Source organism: Streptomyces griseoviridis, from assembly GCF_005222485.1.
Taxonomy (GTDB): domain Bacteria; phylum Actinomycetota; class Actinomycetes; order Streptomycetales; family Streptomycetaceae; genus Streptomyces; species Streptomyces hintoniae.
On record NZ_CP029078.1, the window covers coordinates 2,350,797 to 2,366,433 of the forward strand.

General features: G+C 71.9%; 17 protein-coding genes. 10 read left to right on the top strand and 7 right to left on the bottom strand.

The genetic code is table 11. From position 1 onward, the window contains the following. The first annotated feature begins 199 nt into the window (after positions 1-199). The 3 genes from DDJ31_RS09485 (at position 200) to fdhA (ending at position 3,049) form a co-directional block, all read left to right on the top strand. Positions 200-1,123 carry a glycerophosphodiester phosphodiesterase gene (locus DDJ31_RS09485; RefSeq protein WP_127180713.1) on the top strand — a complete coding sequence of 308 codons (924 nt, stop codon included), beginning with the start codon at positions 200-202 and terminating at the stop codon, positions 1,121-1,123. A 41-nt stretch (positions 1,124-1,164) separates the two neighbouring features. Continuing rightward, positions 1,165-1,719, top strand: a complete 555-nt coding sequence (locus DDJ31_RS09490; protein WP_127180712.1) for a methylated-DNA--[protein]-cysteine S-methyltransferase — start codon at positions 1,165-1,167, stop codon at positions 1,717-1,719. Between the two features lie 103 nt (positions 1,720-1,822). Continuing rightward, positions 1,823-3,049: a formaldehyde dehydrogenase, glutathione-independent gene (fdhA, locus tag DDJ31_RS09495; protein ID WP_127180711.1), complete on the top strand. Its 1,227-nt coding sequence runs from the start codon at positions 1,823-1,825 to the stop codon at positions 3,047-3,049. A gap of 85 nt (positions 3,050-3,134) precedes the next feature. On the opposite strand, the gene DDJ31_RS09500 is transcribed toward fdhA, so the two are convergent. Continuing rightward, on the bottom strand, positions 3,135-3,563 hold the full coding sequence (locus tag DDJ31_RS09500; RefSeq protein ID WP_171480794.1) for a VOC family protein: 429 nt from the start codon (positions 3,561-3,563) through the stop codon (positions 3,135-3,137). 98 nt (positions 3,564-3,661) lie between these two features. On the opposite strand from DDJ31_RS09500, the gene DDJ31_RS09505 reads away from it, so the two are divergent. Next, positions 3,662-4,570, top strand: a complete 909-nt coding sequence (locus tag DDJ31_RS09505; RefSeq protein ID WP_164785008.1) for a pseudouridine-5'-phosphate glycosidase — start codon at positions 3,662-3,664, stop codon at positions 4,568-4,570. A 40-nt stretch (positions 4,571-4,610) separates the two neighbouring features. Further along, positions 4,611-5,525 (top strand): carbohydrate kinase family protein, encoded by a 915-nt coding sequence (locus DDJ31_RS09510; protein WP_240678247.1) that lies wholly within the window; start codon positions 4,611-4,613, stop codon positions 5,523-5,525. 87 nt (positions 5,526-5,612) lie between these two features. Here DDJ31_RS09510 and DDJ31_RS09515 read toward each other — a convergent pair whose 3' ends face one another. Continuing rightward, on the bottom strand, positions 5,613-6,407 hold the full coding sequence (locus DDJ31_RS09515) for a methyltransferase (protein ID WP_127180708.1): 795 nt from the start codon (positions 6,405-6,407) through the stop codon (positions 5,613-5,615). A gap of 280 nt (positions 6,408-6,687) precedes the next feature. Here DDJ31_RS09515 and DDJ31_RS09520 point away from each other — a divergent pair, with 280 nt between their 5' ends. Next, positions 6,688-7,815 (top strand): magnesium and cobalt transport protein CorA, encoded by a 1,128-nt coding sequence (locus tag DDJ31_RS09520; RefSeq protein ID WP_127180707.1) that lies wholly within the window; start codon positions 6,688-6,690, stop codon positions 7,813-7,815. Between the two features lie 7 nt (positions 7,816-7,822). Here the strand turns inward: DDJ31_RS09520 and DDJ31_RS09525 are convergent, their stop codons facing one another. Both DDJ31_RS09525 and DDJ31_RS09530 read right to left on the bottom strand, forming a co-directional pair. Beyond that, entirely contained in the window at positions 7,823-8,251 is a 429-nt protein-coding gene (locus DDJ31_RS09525) for a CBS domain-containing protein (protein ID WP_127180706.1), read from the bottom strand. A gap of 155 nt (positions 8,252-8,406) precedes the next feature. Continuing rightward, positions 8,407-9,048: a uridine kinase gene (locus DDJ31_RS09530; protein WP_171480795.1), complete on the bottom strand. Its 642-nt coding sequence runs from the start codon at positions 9,046-9,048 to the stop codon at positions 8,407-8,409. Positions 9,049-9,384: 336 nt separating this feature from the next. On the opposite strand from DDJ31_RS09530, the gene DDJ31_RS09535 reads away from it, so the two are divergent. Continuing rightward, positions 9,385-9,864: an anthrone oxygenase family protein gene (locus tag DDJ31_RS09535; protein WP_127182883.1), complete on the top strand. Its 480-nt coding sequence runs from the start codon at positions 9,385-9,387 to the stop codon at positions 9,862-9,864. 183 nt (positions 9,865-10,047) lie between these two features. Beyond that, the gene (locus tag DDJ31_RS09540) at positions 10,048-11,535 is read left to right on the top strand and encodes a glutamate synthase subunit beta (protein ID WP_127180704.1); all 1,488 of its coding nucleotides are present in this window, start codon (positions 10,048-10,050) and stop codon (positions 11,533-11,535) included. Positions 11,536-11,830: 295 nt separating this feature from the next. On the opposite strand, the gene DDJ31_RS09545 is transcribed toward DDJ31_RS09540, so the two are convergent. The 3 genes from DDJ31_RS09545 to DDJ31_RS09555 form a co-directional block, all read right to left on the bottom strand. Continuing rightward, complete coding sequence (locus DDJ31_RS09545) at positions 11,831-12,646, bottom strand: SAM-dependent methyltransferase (protein ID WP_127182882.1); 816 nt, start codon at positions 12,644-12,646, stop codon at positions 11,831-11,833. Positions 12,647-12,725: 79 nt separating this feature from the next. Further along, complete coding sequence (locus tag DDJ31_RS09550) at positions 12,726-12,980, bottom strand: DUF397 domain-containing protein (RefSeq protein ID WP_124004405.1); 255 nt, start codon at positions 12,978-12,980, stop codon at positions 12,726-12,728. Next, complete coding sequence (locus tag DDJ31_RS09555; protein ID WP_127180703.1) at positions 12,981-13,841, bottom strand: helix-turn-helix domain-containing protein; 861 nt, start codon at positions 13,839-13,841, stop codon at positions 12,981-12,983. Positions 13,842-14,087: 246 nt separating this feature from the next. Between DDJ31_RS09555 and DDJ31_RS09560 the strand changes: the two genes are divergently transcribed. Then, on the top strand, positions 14,088-14,804 hold the full coding sequence (locus DDJ31_RS09560) for an ATP-binding protein (protein WP_431028412.1): 717 nt from the start codon (positions 14,088-14,090) through the stop codon (positions 14,802-14,804). After that, the gene (locus DDJ31_RS09565; RefSeq protein ID WP_164785007.1) at positions 14,795-15,235 is read left to right on the top strand and encodes a hypothetical protein; all 441 of its coding nucleotides are present in this window, start codon (positions 14,795-14,797) and stop codon (positions 15,233-15,235) included. The genes DDJ31_RS09560 and DDJ31_RS09565 overlap by 10 nt, the downstream gene beginning before the upstream one ends. Positions 15,236-15,637: the final 402 nt, after the last annotated feature.

Below are 15,637 nucleotides of genomic sequence, written 5' to 3' on the forward strand. Positions count from 1 at the left end.
TTGTGGCAGAGAGTATGACCCCCACCGGAACGGTCGAACGACTTTCCGGCAAAGAAACACGGCCTTGCCCCAGTTGTGCGGCACCCGTGAGCGCGCTCGGCCGTCTCCGTTCGATGTGTGCTCATTCTGCACCCGCCCGCCGTCGACGCTCTGCTGTCACAGTTGAACCGAACGTGATCGCTCGACGCGAGGAGTACGCATGTACGTGCGCGTAGTCGCAGCCGCCGCCACGGCGCTCCTGGGGGCCGCCACCCTTCTGCTGCCCAGCTCCGACGCCCGTGCCCGCGACGTCGACGATCCGCCCCGGATGCCCGCGCCGTCCGCCCCGTCCGCGCCCCCGGTGTCGGCGCCCCAGGTGCTGGCGCACCGCGGTGCCTCCGCCTACGCGCCCGAGAACACCCTCGCCGCTGTCAGCCGGGCGGCCGGGCTGGGCTCCACATGGGTCGAGAACGACGTCCAGCGCACCAAGGACGGCGAGCTGGTCGTCATCCACGACGACACCCTGGCCCGGACGACGGACGCGGCACGGGTCTTCCCCGACCGGGCTCCGTGGAAGGTGCGGGACTTCACCGCGGCCGAGATCGCCCGCCTCGACGCGGGGAGCTGGTTCGGCGCCGCGTTCACGGGCACGCGCGTGCCGACGCTCGCCCGCTACCTGCGCGCGGTGGAGCGCCACCACCAGAACCTGCTCCTGGAGATCAAGAGCCCCGAGCTGTACCCCGGCGTCGAGCGGCAGATCGTGAAGTCCCTCGGCGACCAGGGCTGGCTCGACGCCCGTCATCTGGAGCACCGTCTCGTGGTGCAGAGCTTCAGCGTGGACAGCCTGCGGACCGTGCACGAGCTGGAACCCGGGCTCAGGACGGCGTACCTGGGCCGGCCGGCCACGGCGAACCTGCCCGCGTTCGCGTCCTTCACGGACGGCGTCAACCCGTCCTTCGGTTCGCTCTCGACCGGCTATGTGAACGCCGCGCACGGCTTCACGGGACCGCACGGGCGGCCGCTGGCGGTGTTCACATGGACGGTGAACGACGCCGACACCGCCCGGAAGGCGGCCGGGCTCGGGGTCGACGGGATCATCACCAACAAGCCCGACGTGATCCGGGCGGCCCTGCCGGGTTCCTGAGCCGCAGGGGCACTGTCAGTGGCGGGTCGTACGGTGGGCGCATGGACAGCCATGGGCGGTACGGACAGCGGGTCGTGTGGGCGGTGGTGGGCACTGGGATCGGGCCACTGCTGCTGGCGGCGACCGGCGAGGGCCTGGTCAGCGTCGTCTTCCACGCCACGGACCCGGTACGCGACACGGCGCTCGCCCGCCTCGCGGCGCGGCTGGGCACCGAGCCCGTCGAGGACCCCGGATCTCCGCTGCTGGCCGACGCGATACGGCAGGTGGACGAGTACTTCGCCGGTGAGCGTCAGGTCTTCGAGCTGCCCCTCGACTGGTCGCTGATCTCCGGCTTCAACCGGCAGGTGCTGCGCGAGCTCGCGGCCGGTGTGCCGTTCGGCTCGGTCGTCGGGTACGGGGACCTGGCCCGGCGGGTCGGCCAGCAGGGGGCGGGCCAGGCCGTGGGCGTGGCGATGGGCTCCAACCCGCTGCCGGTGGTCGTGCCCTGCCACCGGGTCGTGGAGAAGGACGGCGGCATCGGCGGCTTCGGCGGCGGTCTCGAGACGAAGCGGAAGCTGCTCGCCCTGGAGGGTGTGCTGCCCGAACCGCTGTTCTGACGGCGGCCACGGCAAGGGTGGCCGGGCGGCTTCCGCAGGAGCAGACTTGGCGGTGCGTACAGCCACTGGCATCCGAACGGAGCCGAAGGGACGGCGATCACGCATGACCGGAAACCGGGCAGTCGCATACCTCAAGCCGGGAGCGGTGGACGTGAGGGCCACCGACTACCCGACGCTCGAACTTCAGGACGGGCCCGGGGTCGCAACCGAGAACATCGGCCGCAAGAGCCGCCACGGTGTGATCCTCAAGGTACTCGCCACCAACATCTGCGGAAGCGACCAGCACATGGTGCGCGGGCGGACGACCGCGCCCGAGGGGCTGGTCCTGGGACACGAGATCACCGGCGAGGTCGTCGAGCGGGGGCCCGACGTCGAGTTCATCGAGGTCGGCGACATCGTCTCCGTACCGTTCAACATCGCCTGCGGGCGATGCCGCAACTGCAAGGAGCGCAAGACAGGCATCTGCCTGAACGTGAACCCGGCCCGCCCCGGCGCCGCCTACGGCTATGTCGACATGGGCGGCTGGGTCGGCGGGCAGGCCGAGTACGCCATGGTCCCCTACGCGGACTTCAACCTGCTCAAGTTCCCCGACCGGGAGGAGGCGTTGGAGAAGCTGCTCGACCTGACGATGCTGTCGGACATCTTCCCGACCGGCTTCCACGGCGTGGTGACCTCGGGCGCGGGCGTCGGTTCGACGGTGTATGTCGCCGGGGCCGGACCTGTCGGTCTCGCGGCGGCCGCCTCGGCGCAGCTGCTGGGCGCGGCCGTCGTCATCGTCGGCGACCTCAACACCGAACGCCTCGCCCAGGCACGGAGCTTCGGCTGCGAGACCGTCGACGTGTCCAAGGGCTCCATCGAGGAGCAGATCGCCGAGATCACCGGCGAGCCCGAGGTGGACGCGGCGGTCGACGCGGTCGGCTTCGAGGCGCGGGCGCACGGCCCGCAGTCCCAGGAGGCGCCCGCGACGGTCCTCAACTCGCTGATGGGCGTCACGCGCGCGGGTGGCGCGCTGGGCATCCCCGGCCTCTATGTCACGGACGACCCGGGCGGCGTCGACGAGGACGCGAAGTCCGGGACGCTGAAGGTCAGGCTCGGTCTCGGCTGGGCGAAGAGTCACAGCTTCGCCACCGGACAGTGCCCGGTGATGAAGTACCACCGGGGCCTGATGCAGGCGATACGGCACGGGCGCGTGCACATCGCGAAGGCCGTCAACGCGACCGTGATCGGCCTCGACGACGCGCCGCGCGGCTACGCGGAGTTCGACCAGGGCGCCAGCCGCAAGTACGTGCTCGACCCGCACGGGGCGTTGCAGGGGGTGCGGCCCGTCTGATCCGCCCGCCGGCAGGTGCCCGCGCCCGGTGGCGCGGGCACTCACGCGCCGTCACGTCCGTTGTCCGGCCGAGGCGCTGTGCGCGTCAGTCGTAGTGCCGAGCCTCGACGACGTTCCCGTCGGGGTCGCGGAAGTAGAAGCTGCGGGTCGCGGGGCCGCGCGCGCCGAAGGAGCCCTCGGACACCGTGGAGACGGGGACGGCGCGTTCCTCCAGCCGCGCCCGCAGGGCGTCGTAGCGGTCGCCGGGCAGGGCGAGGCAGATGTGGTTGACCGGGTGGCCCGAGCTGGCGGCGGCGCCGGGGAGCATGGTCATGCGCTCCGCCATGGAGTGCGGCATGAGGTCGATGAGGCTCTCGTCGTCGATCCGCACGGACGGGAAGGGGACCTCGCCGTCGGTGAACTCGGCGAGCCGCACGGGTGGCAGTCCGACGGCCCGCTCGTAGAAGTCGGCTGCGGCCACCGGGTCGTTCACCCACAGGACGACATGGTCGAGGCGGGTCGTGTTGTCGGTCATGCGTCCCAGGCTGGTGTCGTCCCCCACAGGCCGCAAGTGTTTGACCGGGCGCGTCGCCCGCCAGGGATGAGGGAAACCGGACGACAGGAGGCGGGCACGTGGTGCTGGTGGTGTCGGAAGAGGTTCGCGAGGCGGTCGACGCGCGTCGGCCCGTGGTCGCCCTGGAGTCCACGATCATCGCGCACGGGCTGCCCCGCCCGCGCAATCTCCAGGTGGCGCGGGAGCTCGAGGACGTCGTACGGCGGGAGGGAGCCGTTCCCGCGACCGTCGCGGTGCTCGACGGGCGGCCCCATGTCGGCCTGGACAAGGACCAGTTGGACCGGATCGCCAACGAGGACGGCATCCGCAAACTGGGCCACAGGGACCTGCCGCTCGCGGTCGCGTCCGGGGTGAGCGGGGCGACCACCGTGTCGGCGACGGCGCTGCTCGCGGCCCAGGCGGGCGTGCGGGTGTTCGCGACCGGCGGGCTCGGCGGGGTGCACCGGGAGTGGACGGTGACGCAGGACGAGTCGGCCGATCTGGGGCTGCTGGCCCGCACCCGGATCACCGTGGTGTGCGCGGGCGTCAAGTCGATCCTGGACGTTCCCGCGACCCTCCAGCGGCTGGAGACCCTGGGCGTCGCGGTGGCCGGCTACGGCACCGACCGCTTCCCCGGCTTCTACCTGTCCGACTCGGGTCATCCGGTGGAGTGGACGCTGCGGGACCCCGGGCAGGTCGCGGACGTGATGCGGGCGCAGGACGCGCTGGACGGGCCCGGCTCGGCGCTGATCGTCGCCAACCCGGTGCCCCGCGAGGAGCAGTTGGATCCCGCGCTGCACGCGCGCGTACTCGCGGACGCGCTGCACGCGTGCGAGGAGGCGGGCGTCTCCGGTCAGGGCGTCACCCCCTTCCTGCTCGACTATCTGATGCGGCACACCGACGGCGCGTCGCTGAGCGCCAACCTGGCGGCGGTGCGCGGCAATGTGCGGCTCGCGGCACGGATCGCGGCGGCCTGGACCGGAGCGTGACGGCGGGTCCCGGCGGGGCCCGGCCGCCGGTGGCCAGGGCGTGACGACGGCGTCGGGCGGAGCGCTGCTGGTGGTCGGGGACGTCGTCACGGACGTCGTCGCCCGCCATCTCGGTCCGCTCGCTCCGGGCACGGACACGGCGGCCGTGATCCGTACCGTGCCGGGCGGCGCGGGCGCCAACGTGGCGTGCTGGGCCGCCTATCGGGGAGCCGCCGAGGTGCGGCTGCTGGGGCGGGTGGGCTCGGACGCGGCGGACCGGCACGCTCGGGCGCTGACCGCTCTCGGGGTGCGGCCCCTGCTCGTCGTCGATCCGGAGGCCGCGACCGGAACGGTGATCTGCCTCGTCGACATGGGCGCGGCGGGCGAGCGGACGTTCCTCACCGACAGCGGGGCGTCCGTGCGGCTCGGTCCTGACGACTGGTCGGACGCGCTGCTCGACGGGGTCGCCCGGCTGCATCTGTCGGGCTATCTGCTGTTCTCCGAACCGAGCCGCGCCCTGGTGACGAGGGCGCTGGCGTCCGCACGCGCGCGGGGCGTGCCGGTGAGTCTGGACCCCGCGTCTACGGGCTTCCTGACGGAACTCGGCGCGGACCGCTTCCTCGGCCTCGTCGACGGGGTGGACGTCCTGCTGCCGAGCCGTGACGAGGCGTGCCTGCTGACGGGGCTGCCCGACGCGGCGGAGGCGGCGGCCGAACTGAGCAGGCGAGTCCCGCTCGTCGTCGCCAAACAGGGCGCCGAAGGGGCGCTGGTCGCGTGCGCGGGTTCGGTGCGGGCACGGGTCCCGGCCGTCCCGGCGACGCCCAGGGACACGACGGGCGCCGGGGACGCCTTCACCGGCGCGTTCCTCGCGGCGCTCCTGACGGGAGCCGAGCCGGTGGAGGCGGCGCGGGCGGGGTGCGTGGCGGGAGCGGCGGCGGTGGAACGGGTGGGGGGACGGCCACCGGAACGGAAGTGAGGGCGCCCACCGGAGCGGGAGTGAGGGCGGCCACGGGAGCGGGAGTGGGAGCGGGAGAACGGCCGCTCCTTCCCGTGCCTTCCGTCCCTACGCCTTCCGTCCCCAGGCGGAGATCATCGGGGCCGTCGCCAGATCCATCGTGCCGGTGGCGACGTTGGCCAGATGGCGGTCGATCTCGTCGTCCGTGGCGAGTCCGGCGGCGACGAGCTGGTCGCGGATCTGACGGATCGTGGCCGATTCGAGGGCGGCGCAGGCGGGCGAGGCGACCGGGAAGTACCCGTCGGCCTGGACCCGCTGGAGACCGGCCTCGCGCAGCAGCCTCGGGAGGGTGCGGCCGTAGGAGAGGTCGGCGCCTCGGTCGGCGAGCAGCCGTCGGAAGCCCTGGCGCAGCCGGTTGGCGAGCCGTTCCTCGGGGCCGTGCGCGTCGGGGCAGGTCAGCGGCTGGAGGGCGGGGTCGGCGTCCTCGATCAGCAGCCGGCCGCCGGGGCGCAGCGCCTTGATCATGGTGCGCAACGCCCTTTCCCGGTCGGGCACATGGACGAGGACGAGCCGGGCGTGCACCAGGTCGAACCCCTCGGCCGGCGGCTCGTCGGCGCCGATGTCATGGACGCGCACGGTGACCGGCGGGCGGGCGACGGAGGTGAGCCGCGAGGTGTCGATGTCGGTGGCGAGGACCCTGCCGGTCGGGCCGACCTTCTTGGCCAGCCAGGAGACCACCGAGGTGCCGCCCGCGCCGACCTCCCAGCAGCGCCAGCCGGGGCCGATGCCGAACCCGGCGAGGTGCCGGAAGGTGGTGGGGTCGAAGAGGGAGGCGAAGGCGTCGAAACGCTCTCCCGCCTCGGTCTGCCGGTTGTCGAGGAGATACCCGTCGGTTCGCGTCATGCCGTGATCATCCCAGTTGCCCGGCTTGTCGGCAGGGGTAGACGCGGCGCCGGCTTCGGGGAGGACCGGTCGGCGCGCGCCGTCCGCGCTGCTCGGCAGCTGCCCGGAACCGCGTCGCGGGCACGTTGTCCACAGGCGGGAACCAAGCGGAATTCCCTGTTCCCACAGGCTTGCCCGGTGTGTGCGCGAAGCTGGCAAACTGGCCGTCACGGCGCGAGAACACGGCCCGTCGACCCGCTCACGCGGGCGAGTCCGGGGAGATCGAGGAAAGGAGTCGCAGATGTCCATGGCAGGGAATCTGCGGAAGGTCACGAGCCTCGGCAGGGTCGGTGGCCTCCGCAAGGTGGCGCGGCTGACCCGGCGGCGCCCGCGCGTCGACCTGAGCCATCCGGCCCGTTCCCCGCTGGGCTCCTCGGTCGTCAACTGTGTCACCTACCGGGACGGCACCCGGGAGCCGGGCGACGGTGACGTCGTCGACGCGGTGCGGCGGGTCCGCAGGAGCCGGGACGGATTCGTGTGGCTCGGGCTGCACGAGCCGACGGACCGTGAGTTCGCGGGCATCGCCGAGCTGTTCGACCTGCACCCGCTGGCCGTCGAGGACGCGGTGGAGGCCCACCAGCGCCCGAAGCTGGAGCGGTACGGGGAGACGCTGTTCGCGGTGTTCAAGACCGTCTGCTACGTCGAGCACGAGAAGCTGACGGCGACCAGCGAGGTGGTCAACACCGGCGAGATCATGGTGTTCGTCGGCGAGGACTTCGTGATCACCGTGCGGCACGGCATGCACGGCTCCCTCGGTCCGCTGCGCGAGGATCTGGAGGACCGTCCGGACCAGCTCGCCAAGGGCCCGGCGGCGGTGCTGCACGCGATAGCCGACCATGTCGTCGACGACTACCTCAGTGTCACCGACTCGGTCCAGGGCGACATCGACCAGGTCGAGACGGACGTCTTCGCGCCGGACGGCGCCCGCACCGACCCCGGCCGGATCTACCAGCTCAAACGTGAACTGCTCGAACTGAAGCGGGCGGTGATGCCGCTGGCCCGCCCGGTCGAGGATCTCGCGACCCGTCCGATACGGGTGGTCCCACCGGAGATACAGGCCTACTTCCGGGACGTCCTCGACCATCTCATGCGGGCGAAGGACCAGATCTCCGCCTTCGACGAACTGCTCAACTCGATCCTCCAGGCTCACCTCGCCCAGGTCACGGTCGCGCAGAACGAGGACATGCGGAAGATCACGGCGTGGGCCGCGGTGATCGCCGTGCCGACGATGGTGTGCGGCATGTACGGGATGAACTTCGACCACATGCCGGAGCTGCGGTGGAGGTTCGGATATCCGCTGGTGATCGGTGTGATAGCGGTCGCGTGTCTGTCCCTCCACCGGGGTTTCCGGCGCAACGGCTGGCTCTGACCCGGGGTCAGCGCGGCCCGCTCATCGCGTAGACGCTCTCGGCCCAGCCGGCGATCTGGTCCTCCGTCAGGTGCTGCGCGAGGTCGGACTCGCTGATCATGCCGACCAGCCGCTTGTTCGCGATGACGGGGAGCCTGCGGATCTGGTGGTCCTTCATCTCCCTGAGCACGTCGTCCACGTCGGCGTCGGAGGCGATCCAGCGCGGGGTGCCGTTGGCCATCTCGGCGGCGGTGACCTTGGCGGGGTCGTGCCCCATGGCCACACACCCGATGACGATGTCGCGGTCGGTGAGGATGCCGCAGAGCCGGTCGTTCTCGTCGCTGATGGGCAGGGATCCGACGTTCAGCTCACGCATCAGCTGGGCCGCCCGGTCCAGGGTCTCGTGGGCGGGGATCCACTGGGCGCCGCTGTGCATGATGTCTCCGGCTGTGGTCATGGAGTGCCTCCCGGTGCCGGACGGCCGGCGCGGCACGGGACGTACCGCTGATACCCGGCGCCCTACATTCTCGCCGGGTCCGGAGCGGGGCGCACCCGGAGCCGGACGGCGGCGGTCAGCCGTTCCAGGCCGACCCGGAGCCGGACGGCAGCGGGTCAGCCGTTCCAGGCCGGACGGCGGGGGTCGTCCGCGCGGACCAGGATGTCGGCCGTGCCCGCCGGGTCGGTCTCGGCGGCGTAGCGCTCGAAGGCCGGCAGCGTCCACTGGTCGGCCTCGGGGGTACGGCGGCGCAGGGCGCCGGGCGTGAGGAGGAGGTGGACGGTCAGGTCGAACGGGAACCAGTGCCGCAGCAGGAAGGGGCCGTGCAGCAGCAGGAAACCGCCGGGAGGGAGGGGCACGTAGGGGCTGCGGGTGGCGCGATCGGTGGCCGGGTCCCACAGGTCGGGCAGGACATGGCCGTCGCCGCCGGGGTCGAGGGGGCCGAGCACCTCGCGCCACAGGGCGGCGGTGTCGAACCAGCCGTTGTAGTAGGCCTCGACGTCCTGGTGGCCGTACTCCAGGCGGAGCGAGGCGGGGCGCAGGAAGCCCTCCGTGCCGACGACCAGCGAGGGGCGCCCGTGCGGGCGCAGCACCTCGGCGACGCGTTCGGCGAGGTCACCGGGGCGGGCGGCGGGGGCACCGTCGATGGCGACGCGGGGCCAGGAGCCGCCGTCGGCCGGCTTCAGGTCGAGCAGTCGCTCGGCCAACAGGTCGCCGAGCCGGTCCCAGGTGATCGCTTCGAGTCGCACAGGGCCCATGATGCGCCGCGGAGAGGAGACCGGAACAGGGCATGCCCGCAATGCCGGAAAGGACGGAACCATGTCACCTCTCTCGACTCCCCTGCCCCGGGGGCGTGGGACATCGTGGCGCGTGGGACATCGTGGTGGGAGAGGTGCGGGAGGGCGTGGTGTGAGGGGTGCGGGAGTGCGTGGGGTGAGGGGTGTGGGGCGTGGGGTGCTTTCCGTTCGCTCAGGTGCGGGCGTCGTCCGGTCGCGCATGTGCCCGTGCTTCTCGGGCATGGTCGTCGGGGGTGTCAGGGAATCGATCGGTGAGGCCGGGCCGGGGTGCCCGGAGGAACAGGGGAGGGCGTGGACGTGATCGATGGTCCGTACTTCGTGCTGACGGTGCTCGGCGTGCTCGGGACCGGGCTGGTGGCCGGGGTGTTCTGCGGGTTCTCGACCTTCGTGATGAGAGGGCTGGCCGAGTTGCCGCCCGCGCAGGGGGTGGCCGCGATGAACTCGATCAACCGGACGGCGGTGACACCGGCGTTCATGACGGTGTTCATGGGGTCGGCGGTGCTGTGCGCGGTGATCGGGGTGGTGACGTTCGTGCTCTGGCCGGAGAAGGGCACGGCGGAGCTGCTGATAGGCAGCGCGCTGTATCTGTTCGGTTCGTTCGGGGTGACGCTGGTGGCGAACGTGCCGCGCAACAACGCGCTGCTCGGACTGGCCGCCGGCTCTCCGGAGGCCACCGCGTACTGGCCGTCGTACGTAAGGGGGTGGACGCTGTGGAACCACGTCAGGACGGTCGCCTCGGCCGGTGCGGCGCTGGCTTATGTGCTGGCGCTCGCCTGAGCGGGCCTGAGAGCGGACCGCGAGGCGTTGGGCGGGTCCTGCGGGAGCCCTGGGAGGAGCTGGTGGAGAGCATCTCCGGCCCACTCTGCGGGTCCGGTGGATGCGTCGTACATTGGCCGGAAGAGTGCCGCCCGGCGACGCATGGCGCGCCGGATGTCGTCCGCGTACGCAAGGAAGACGACCATGGCCGACCCCAAGGGATTCATGACCACCCCCCGTCAGGACTGGCCGCGACGGCCGGTCGGGGAGCGGGTGCGGGACTGGGACGAGGTGTACGTCCCGGGGGCGCTGCTGCCGATCATCTCTGCGCAGGCGGACCGCTGCATGGACTGCGGGGTCCCGTTCTGTCACGAGGCGTGTCCGCTGGGGAACCTGATCCCCGAGTGGAACGACCTGGTCAGCCGGGACGACTGGCGGGCGGCGGCGGAGCGGCTGCACGCGACCAACAACTTCCCCGAGTTCACCGGCCGACTGTGTCCGGCGCCGTGCGAGGCGGGGTGTGTGCTGGCCATCAACCAGCCCGCGGTGACCATCAAGAACGTCGAGGTCGCCATCGCGGACCGGGCCTGGGAGCTGGGCCTCGCGCCGCCGCGCCCGCCGGACCGGCTGTCAGGGCGGACGGTCGCGGTGGTCGGTTCGGGTCCGGCCGGGCTGGCGGCGGCACAGCAGTTGACGCGGGCGGGGCACACCGTCGCCGTGTACGAGAAGGACGACCGGCCGGGCGGGCTGATGCGGTACGGGATACCCGAGTTCAAGATGGAGCGGCGCCATCTTGAACGCCGGCTGGACCAGATGCGGGCGGAGGGGACGAGGTTCCGATTGTCGACGGCGGTCGGGCGGGACGTGGGAGCGGCGGAGCTGCGGAGCCGTTACGACGCCGTGGTGATCGCGGCCGGTGCCACCGCGTGGCGGGAACTCGACGTCCCAGGGAGGGAGTTGGAGGGGATATGGCAGGCCATGGAGTATCTGCCGCTGGCGAACCGGGTGTGTGAGGGCGACCTGGAGGAGTCGCCGCTGTCGGCCGAGGGCAAGCATGTCGTGATCGTGGGAGGCGGTGACACCGGGGCGGACTGTCTGGGCACGGCGGTACGGCAACGGGCCGCGTCCGTGACCCAGTTGGACATCTACGGGCAGCCGGGCGCCGACCGGGACCACGAGGTCGAGCCGTGGCCGACGTACCCGAAGATCTACCGTCTCTCGGCCGCCCACGAGGAGGCGGACGCGCTCGGGACGGCGCCGTCGGCGGACGCGGACGCGCGGCTGTTCGCGGCGTCCACGCTCCACTTCACCGGCGACGCGGACGGCCGGGTAAGGGAGTTGAGCCTGGTCGAGGTGGACGCCGGACGGCGGGAGGTGCCGGACAGCACCCGTACGCTGCCCGCCGATCTGGTCCTGCTGGCGCTCGGGTTCTCCGGTCCTGACCGCGGGGACGGGCTGGTCGACCAGTTGGGGCTGGCGATGGAACCGCGCGGGACGATCGCGCGGGACGACGGGTTCGCCACGAACGTACCCGGGGTGTTCGCGGCAGGGGACGCCGCGCGCGGAGCGTCGCTGATCGTGTGGGCGATAGCGGAGGGCCGGTCGGTGGCGGCGGCCGTCGACCGCTATCTGACCGGGAGTTCACGGCTGCCGGCACCGATCGGACCGTACGACCGGCCGATGGTGGTGTAGCGCACGGCGACGGCGGAGGAGACGGGGGCGCGGGGTGGGGCGGGGAGGGGAGGGGTGGGGGCGGGGGGAGGGGGGAGGGCCCCCGGGGAAGCCGCGAGCAACGGGAGCAGAGCCGGAAACGGCGACAGGCGCGGCCCGGACCAGTTACCGTCCGCGCCGCGCCCGCCCCACCTGACTCGAATTCCCCCGTCCCCCGTCCCCAGCGCCCTCACCGAAGACGCCCGGGTCAGGTTTCCCCGCCACCGGCGAAGGCTCCCAGGTCAGGGCTTCCGCACCCTCGCCGAAGGCCCCCGGGTCACGGTTTCCGGGCCACCGCTCCGTATCCCGGGATCACCCCGTCGTCCTGGCCTGGGACGGGGTCGCCGAGTTCGGGGTGCCAGTGCTGCGGCACCTCGACGCCGGGTTCGACCAGTTCGAGGCCGTCGAAGAAGCGGCTGAACTCCTCGCGGGAGCGGAGTGCGAGGGTGACGCCCGCGGCCTTCAGCTTCTCGATGGCCGCGGCCGACTCCTCCGGGGTGAAGTCCGCGGTGGCGTGGCTGATCACCAGGTAGCTGCCGGAGGGCAGCGCGGAGACCAGTCGGCGTACCAGGTCGTGCGCGCCGTCGTCGTCGGAGACGAAGTGCAGCAGCGCGATGAGTGAGAGCGCCACCGGCCGGCCGAGGTCGAGGACCCGGCGGGCGCCGTCCAGGATGGCGTCCGGGTCGCGGGCGTCGGCCTGGAGGTACTCGGTCATGCCGTCGTCGGTGCCGCGGAGGAGGGCCGCGGCGTGGGCGAGGACGATCGGGTCGTTGTCGCAGTAGACGACCCGGGCGTCGGGCGCGATCTCCTGGGCGACCTGGTGGAGGTTGGGTGCGGTCGGTATGCCGGTGCCGACGTCGAGGAACTGCCGCACGCCCTGGTGGGCCAGCCAGCGGGTGGCGCGCTGCATGAACGCCCTGTTGACACGTGCCATGACGGGGACACGTGGGTCGAGGGTGAGCATCTGGCGGCCCATGGCCTCGTCGACGGGGTAGTTGTCCTTGCCGCCGAGGTACCAGTCGTACATGCGGGCGGGGTGCGGTCTGCTGGTGTCGATGTCGGTGAGGGAATGCCCGGTCATGACGGACTCCATAACAATGCGCAACTGTTAGTGATCAACTCAGTGCCAAGATAGGGGAATTGGATGGAACACAAGGCAAGCGCAACAAGGTTCAGGACAGCAGGAAGTCGGCCTCACCCGCCTTGGCGCCCTCGATGAAGGCGGTCATCTCGTCGGTGGTGTAGATCAGCGCGGGCCCGTCCGGGTCGGTGGACTGGCGGACGGCGATCCGGCCGTCGGCGAGCTTCATGGCCTCCAGGCAGTTCCCGCCGTTTCCGCCGCTCCACGGCTTGTGCCAGCCCTCGCTGCCCAGTTCCCGCGCGGGCATGCCGTTGTAGACCTGTTTGCGCGGCTTGATGCGATCCATTCACAGCTCCTTGCGGAGATCCAGGAGGATCTCCTTCGTGCGATGTGCCGTAGCGGCCTGGGCCGCCATGCGGTCCATGACCTCGAGGTGGGTCGCCACCTCGGAGCGCGCGTCCAGATAGACGGCGCCGGTCAGGTACTCGCTGTAGACCATGTCCGGAAGTTCTGACATGGCAAATCGGAACAGCACGAAGGGCCCGAACGTGCCGGGGTGCGGCCCGCTGGCGAAGGGGGCGACCTGGATGGTCACGTTGGGCAGCTTCGTGGCGTCGAGCAGCTTGTCGATCTGGGCACGCATCACCTCCGGTCCGCCGCAATGGCGGCGCAGTGCGGTCTCGTCCATGACGGCCCAGAAGCGGGGGCCGTCGGGACGGGTGAGCAGTTCCTGACGCTGGACGCGGAGCGCGACGTGGCGCTCGATCTCCTCGGGCTGGGTCTGACCGATCGCGCCGGACTTGAGCACCGCGCGGGCGTAGTCCTCGGTCTGGAGCAGTCCGGGCACGAAGTGCGGGTCGTACGAGCGGATCAGGGCGGCGGCGCCCTCCAGGCTGACGTACATGGAGAACCAGCCGGGCAGGATGTCGTGGAAGCGCTGCCACCAGCCGGGCTGGTTGGCTTCCTCGGCGAGCCGTACGAAGAGTTCGGCCTCCTCGTCGGAGACCCCGTAGGACTTCAGGAGGAGCTGGAGGTAGGGGATCTTGAGGGAGACCTCGGCCATCTCCATGCGGCGCACGGTGGCGGGCGCGACGCGCAGTACGCGGGCCGCCTCCTCGCGCTTGAGTCCCGCGCGTTCCCGCAGGTCCAGGAGCCGGCGACCGAGGACGACCTGGCCGACCGTCGGCGCGGACCGCGGTTCACTCACGCTCCACCTCCACTGCTGGCCCTGGCGGGCACGGACTCCCTGTCGGGCCGCCGGGGCATGGGTCCGGCCGGCCTCGAACAGCACGGAAAGCATGCTGACAGCCCTGCGGCGCCATTCGAAGACCTATTCGAAGATCTGTGCGGATCTCCGGTGATCCCAACTGGCGCCGCTCGACGTTCTGTTGTCAGCAGTGTGCCACGCCCTTCCAGAACGTCACACCGCACTCTGCATTTTTCAGAGTGACACTTGCCAAGTGTTCACGGCGGGGCGATAGTGGCAAGCGTGATTCCGTCCGCGCCCTTAGGAACAGACGCAGCCGTGGGCCGCCTCGGCCTCGGTGCCGCCGCGGGAGCAGGCCCCTCCGGGGCCGTTGCCGAGCGCCGGTTCCGTTTCGAGCTGGCCGCCCACCCGGCTTCGCCCGCCCAGGCGAGACGCCTGGCCAGGGCCAGGCTGTCCGGCTGGGCGGTGTGCGAGGACATCTGCGACACCGCGGTCCTGGTCATATCCGAGCTGGTCACCAACGCCCTCGTGCACACCGCGAGCAGCTCCATAGTCTGCGAGCTGCTCGACGGCGACGATCTGGTGCGCATAGCCGTGCGTGACGAGGGCTGCGCGCCGGGTGAACCCCGGCCGGGCCAGGGCAGGGCCGAGGACGAGCACGGACGGGGACTGCTCCTCATCGAGGCGATGTGCCAGGCATGGGGCGCGCACGAGCACGGTCCTGGCCTGATGGTCTGGGCCGAGCTGCCCCGGCAGACCGACGCGCCCCGACACCGTTGCGGACCGTGCAACGACCTGGGCTGGGGGGCCCGCCCCAAACCCGGTCCGGCGGACGGGTCCGACGACAACGAGACGGTCGAAGCGGCAGAGGCACGACAGGCGACGGCACGGCACGCGACGGCGCGACAGGCGACGGCAGGGCACGCGGTGGCGCGGCACCGGACGGGGGGCGTATGGGAATGAGGGCGGCGTCCGGCGGCCAGGTCCTGAACCTGGACACGCTGGTGCGATTGCAGCGCGGACGGCAGACACCGGCCACGCCTCACCGGCTGCCGCTGCCGGCCGGTATGACGGCACCGATGGGCTGTGACGCGGTGGCCGCGCCGGCCCGTTTCGGACCGCTGGTGCTGCCCAGGCTGCCGAGGGTGGGATGCGTCTACGCCGACGAGGCGCACTGGTGGTGGCTGGTCCCGGCGGATTCCGACTACGCGCTGGAGTGGCCGGCTCCGGCCCAGTACGCCGCCGGGGCGGTTGTTCCGGACGCCCCGGCGGTACCCGGCCTCATCCACAAGCCGGACGGCACGCTGCCGTACACCCCGCCGATCCCGCTGTACCTGGCCCTGTGCCGGGTGATGGGGACGACGCCGACCTGGTCCCGACCCGTCAGCGCCTGAGCGGACCCGCGCGAACGCGGACGCGGACCCGCTGACACACCCGGACGCGGACCCGCAGCGCCGCACAGACCCCGCAGTGCCACACAGACCCGAGTGAGGGGGGTGGCTTCCGGTCATGGGGGTGACCGGGAGCCGGACCGGGGCGGAGGTGCCTTTTACAGGGGGGCGCCTCCGCCCCGGCCATGACAGCGCACTCCCCCACACCCCGGAACGCACGCCCCCACACCTCAAGGACCCGCGCGGCCCGCACTCCCCCACACCCCGCGCGCCCCACACTCCCCCGCCTCCACAGCCGTCACGGCGCGCACTCCCGCACCTCCACAACCCGCGCGGGCCGCGCACTCCCCCGCCCCTCCCGAGCCCGCGCCCCGCGCGCTCCCCGCCCGCTCCTCCATGCGCCCT

What these genes read in the sequence shown, in the direction of transcription:
- DDJ31_RS09485 (WP_127180713.1), top strand. Translation starts at nt 200, where the DNA reads ATGTACGTGCGCGTAGTCGCAGCCGCCGCCACGGCGCTCCTGGGGGCC.
- DDJ31_RS09490 (WP_127180712.1), top strand. Translation starts at nt 1,165, where the DNA reads ATGGACAGCCATGGGCGGTACGGACAGCGGGTCGTGTGGGCGGTGGTG.
- fdhA (WP_127180711.1), top strand. Translation starts at nt 1,823, where the DNA reads ATGACCGGAAACCGGGCAGTCGCATACCTCAAGCCGGGAGCGGTGGAC.
- DDJ31_RS09500 (WP_171480794.1), bottom strand. Translation starts at nt 3,563, where the DNA reads ATGACCGACAACACGACCCGCCTCGACCATGTCGTCCTGTGGGTGAAC.
- DDJ31_RS09515 (WP_127180708.1), bottom strand. Translation starts at nt 6,407, where the DNA reads ATGACGCGAACCGACGGGTATCTCCTCGACAACCGGCAGACCGAGGCG.
- DDJ31_RS09520 (WP_127180707.1), top strand. Translation starts at nt 6,688, where the DNA reads ATGTCCATGGCAGGGAATCTGCGGAAGGTCACGAGCCTCGGCAGGGTC.
- DDJ31_RS09525 (WP_127180706.1), bottom strand. Translation starts at nt 8,251, where the DNA reads ATGACCACAGCCGGAGACATCATGCACAGCGGCGCCCAGTGGATCCCC.
- DDJ31_RS09530 (WP_171480795.1), bottom strand. Translation starts at nt 9,048, where the DNA reads ATGGGCCCTGTGCGACTCGAAGCGATCACCTGGGACCGGCTCGGCGAC.
- DDJ31_RS09540 (WP_127180704.1), top strand. Translation starts at nt 10,048, where the DNA reads ATGGCCGACCCCAAGGGATTCATGACCACCCCCCGTCAGGACTGGCCG.
- DDJ31_RS09545 (WP_127182882.1), bottom strand. Translation starts at nt 12,646, where the DNA reads ATGGAGTCCGTCATGACCGGGCATTCCCTCACCGACATCGACACCAGC.
- DDJ31_RS09550 (WP_124004405.1), bottom strand. Translation starts at nt 12,980, where the DNA reads ATGGATCGCATCAAGCCGCGCAAACAGGTCTACAACGGCATGCCCGCG.
- DDJ31_RS09565 (WP_164785007.1), top strand. Translation starts at nt 14,795, where the DNA reads ATGGGAATGAGGGCGGCGTCCGGCGGCCAGGTCCTGAACCTGGACACG.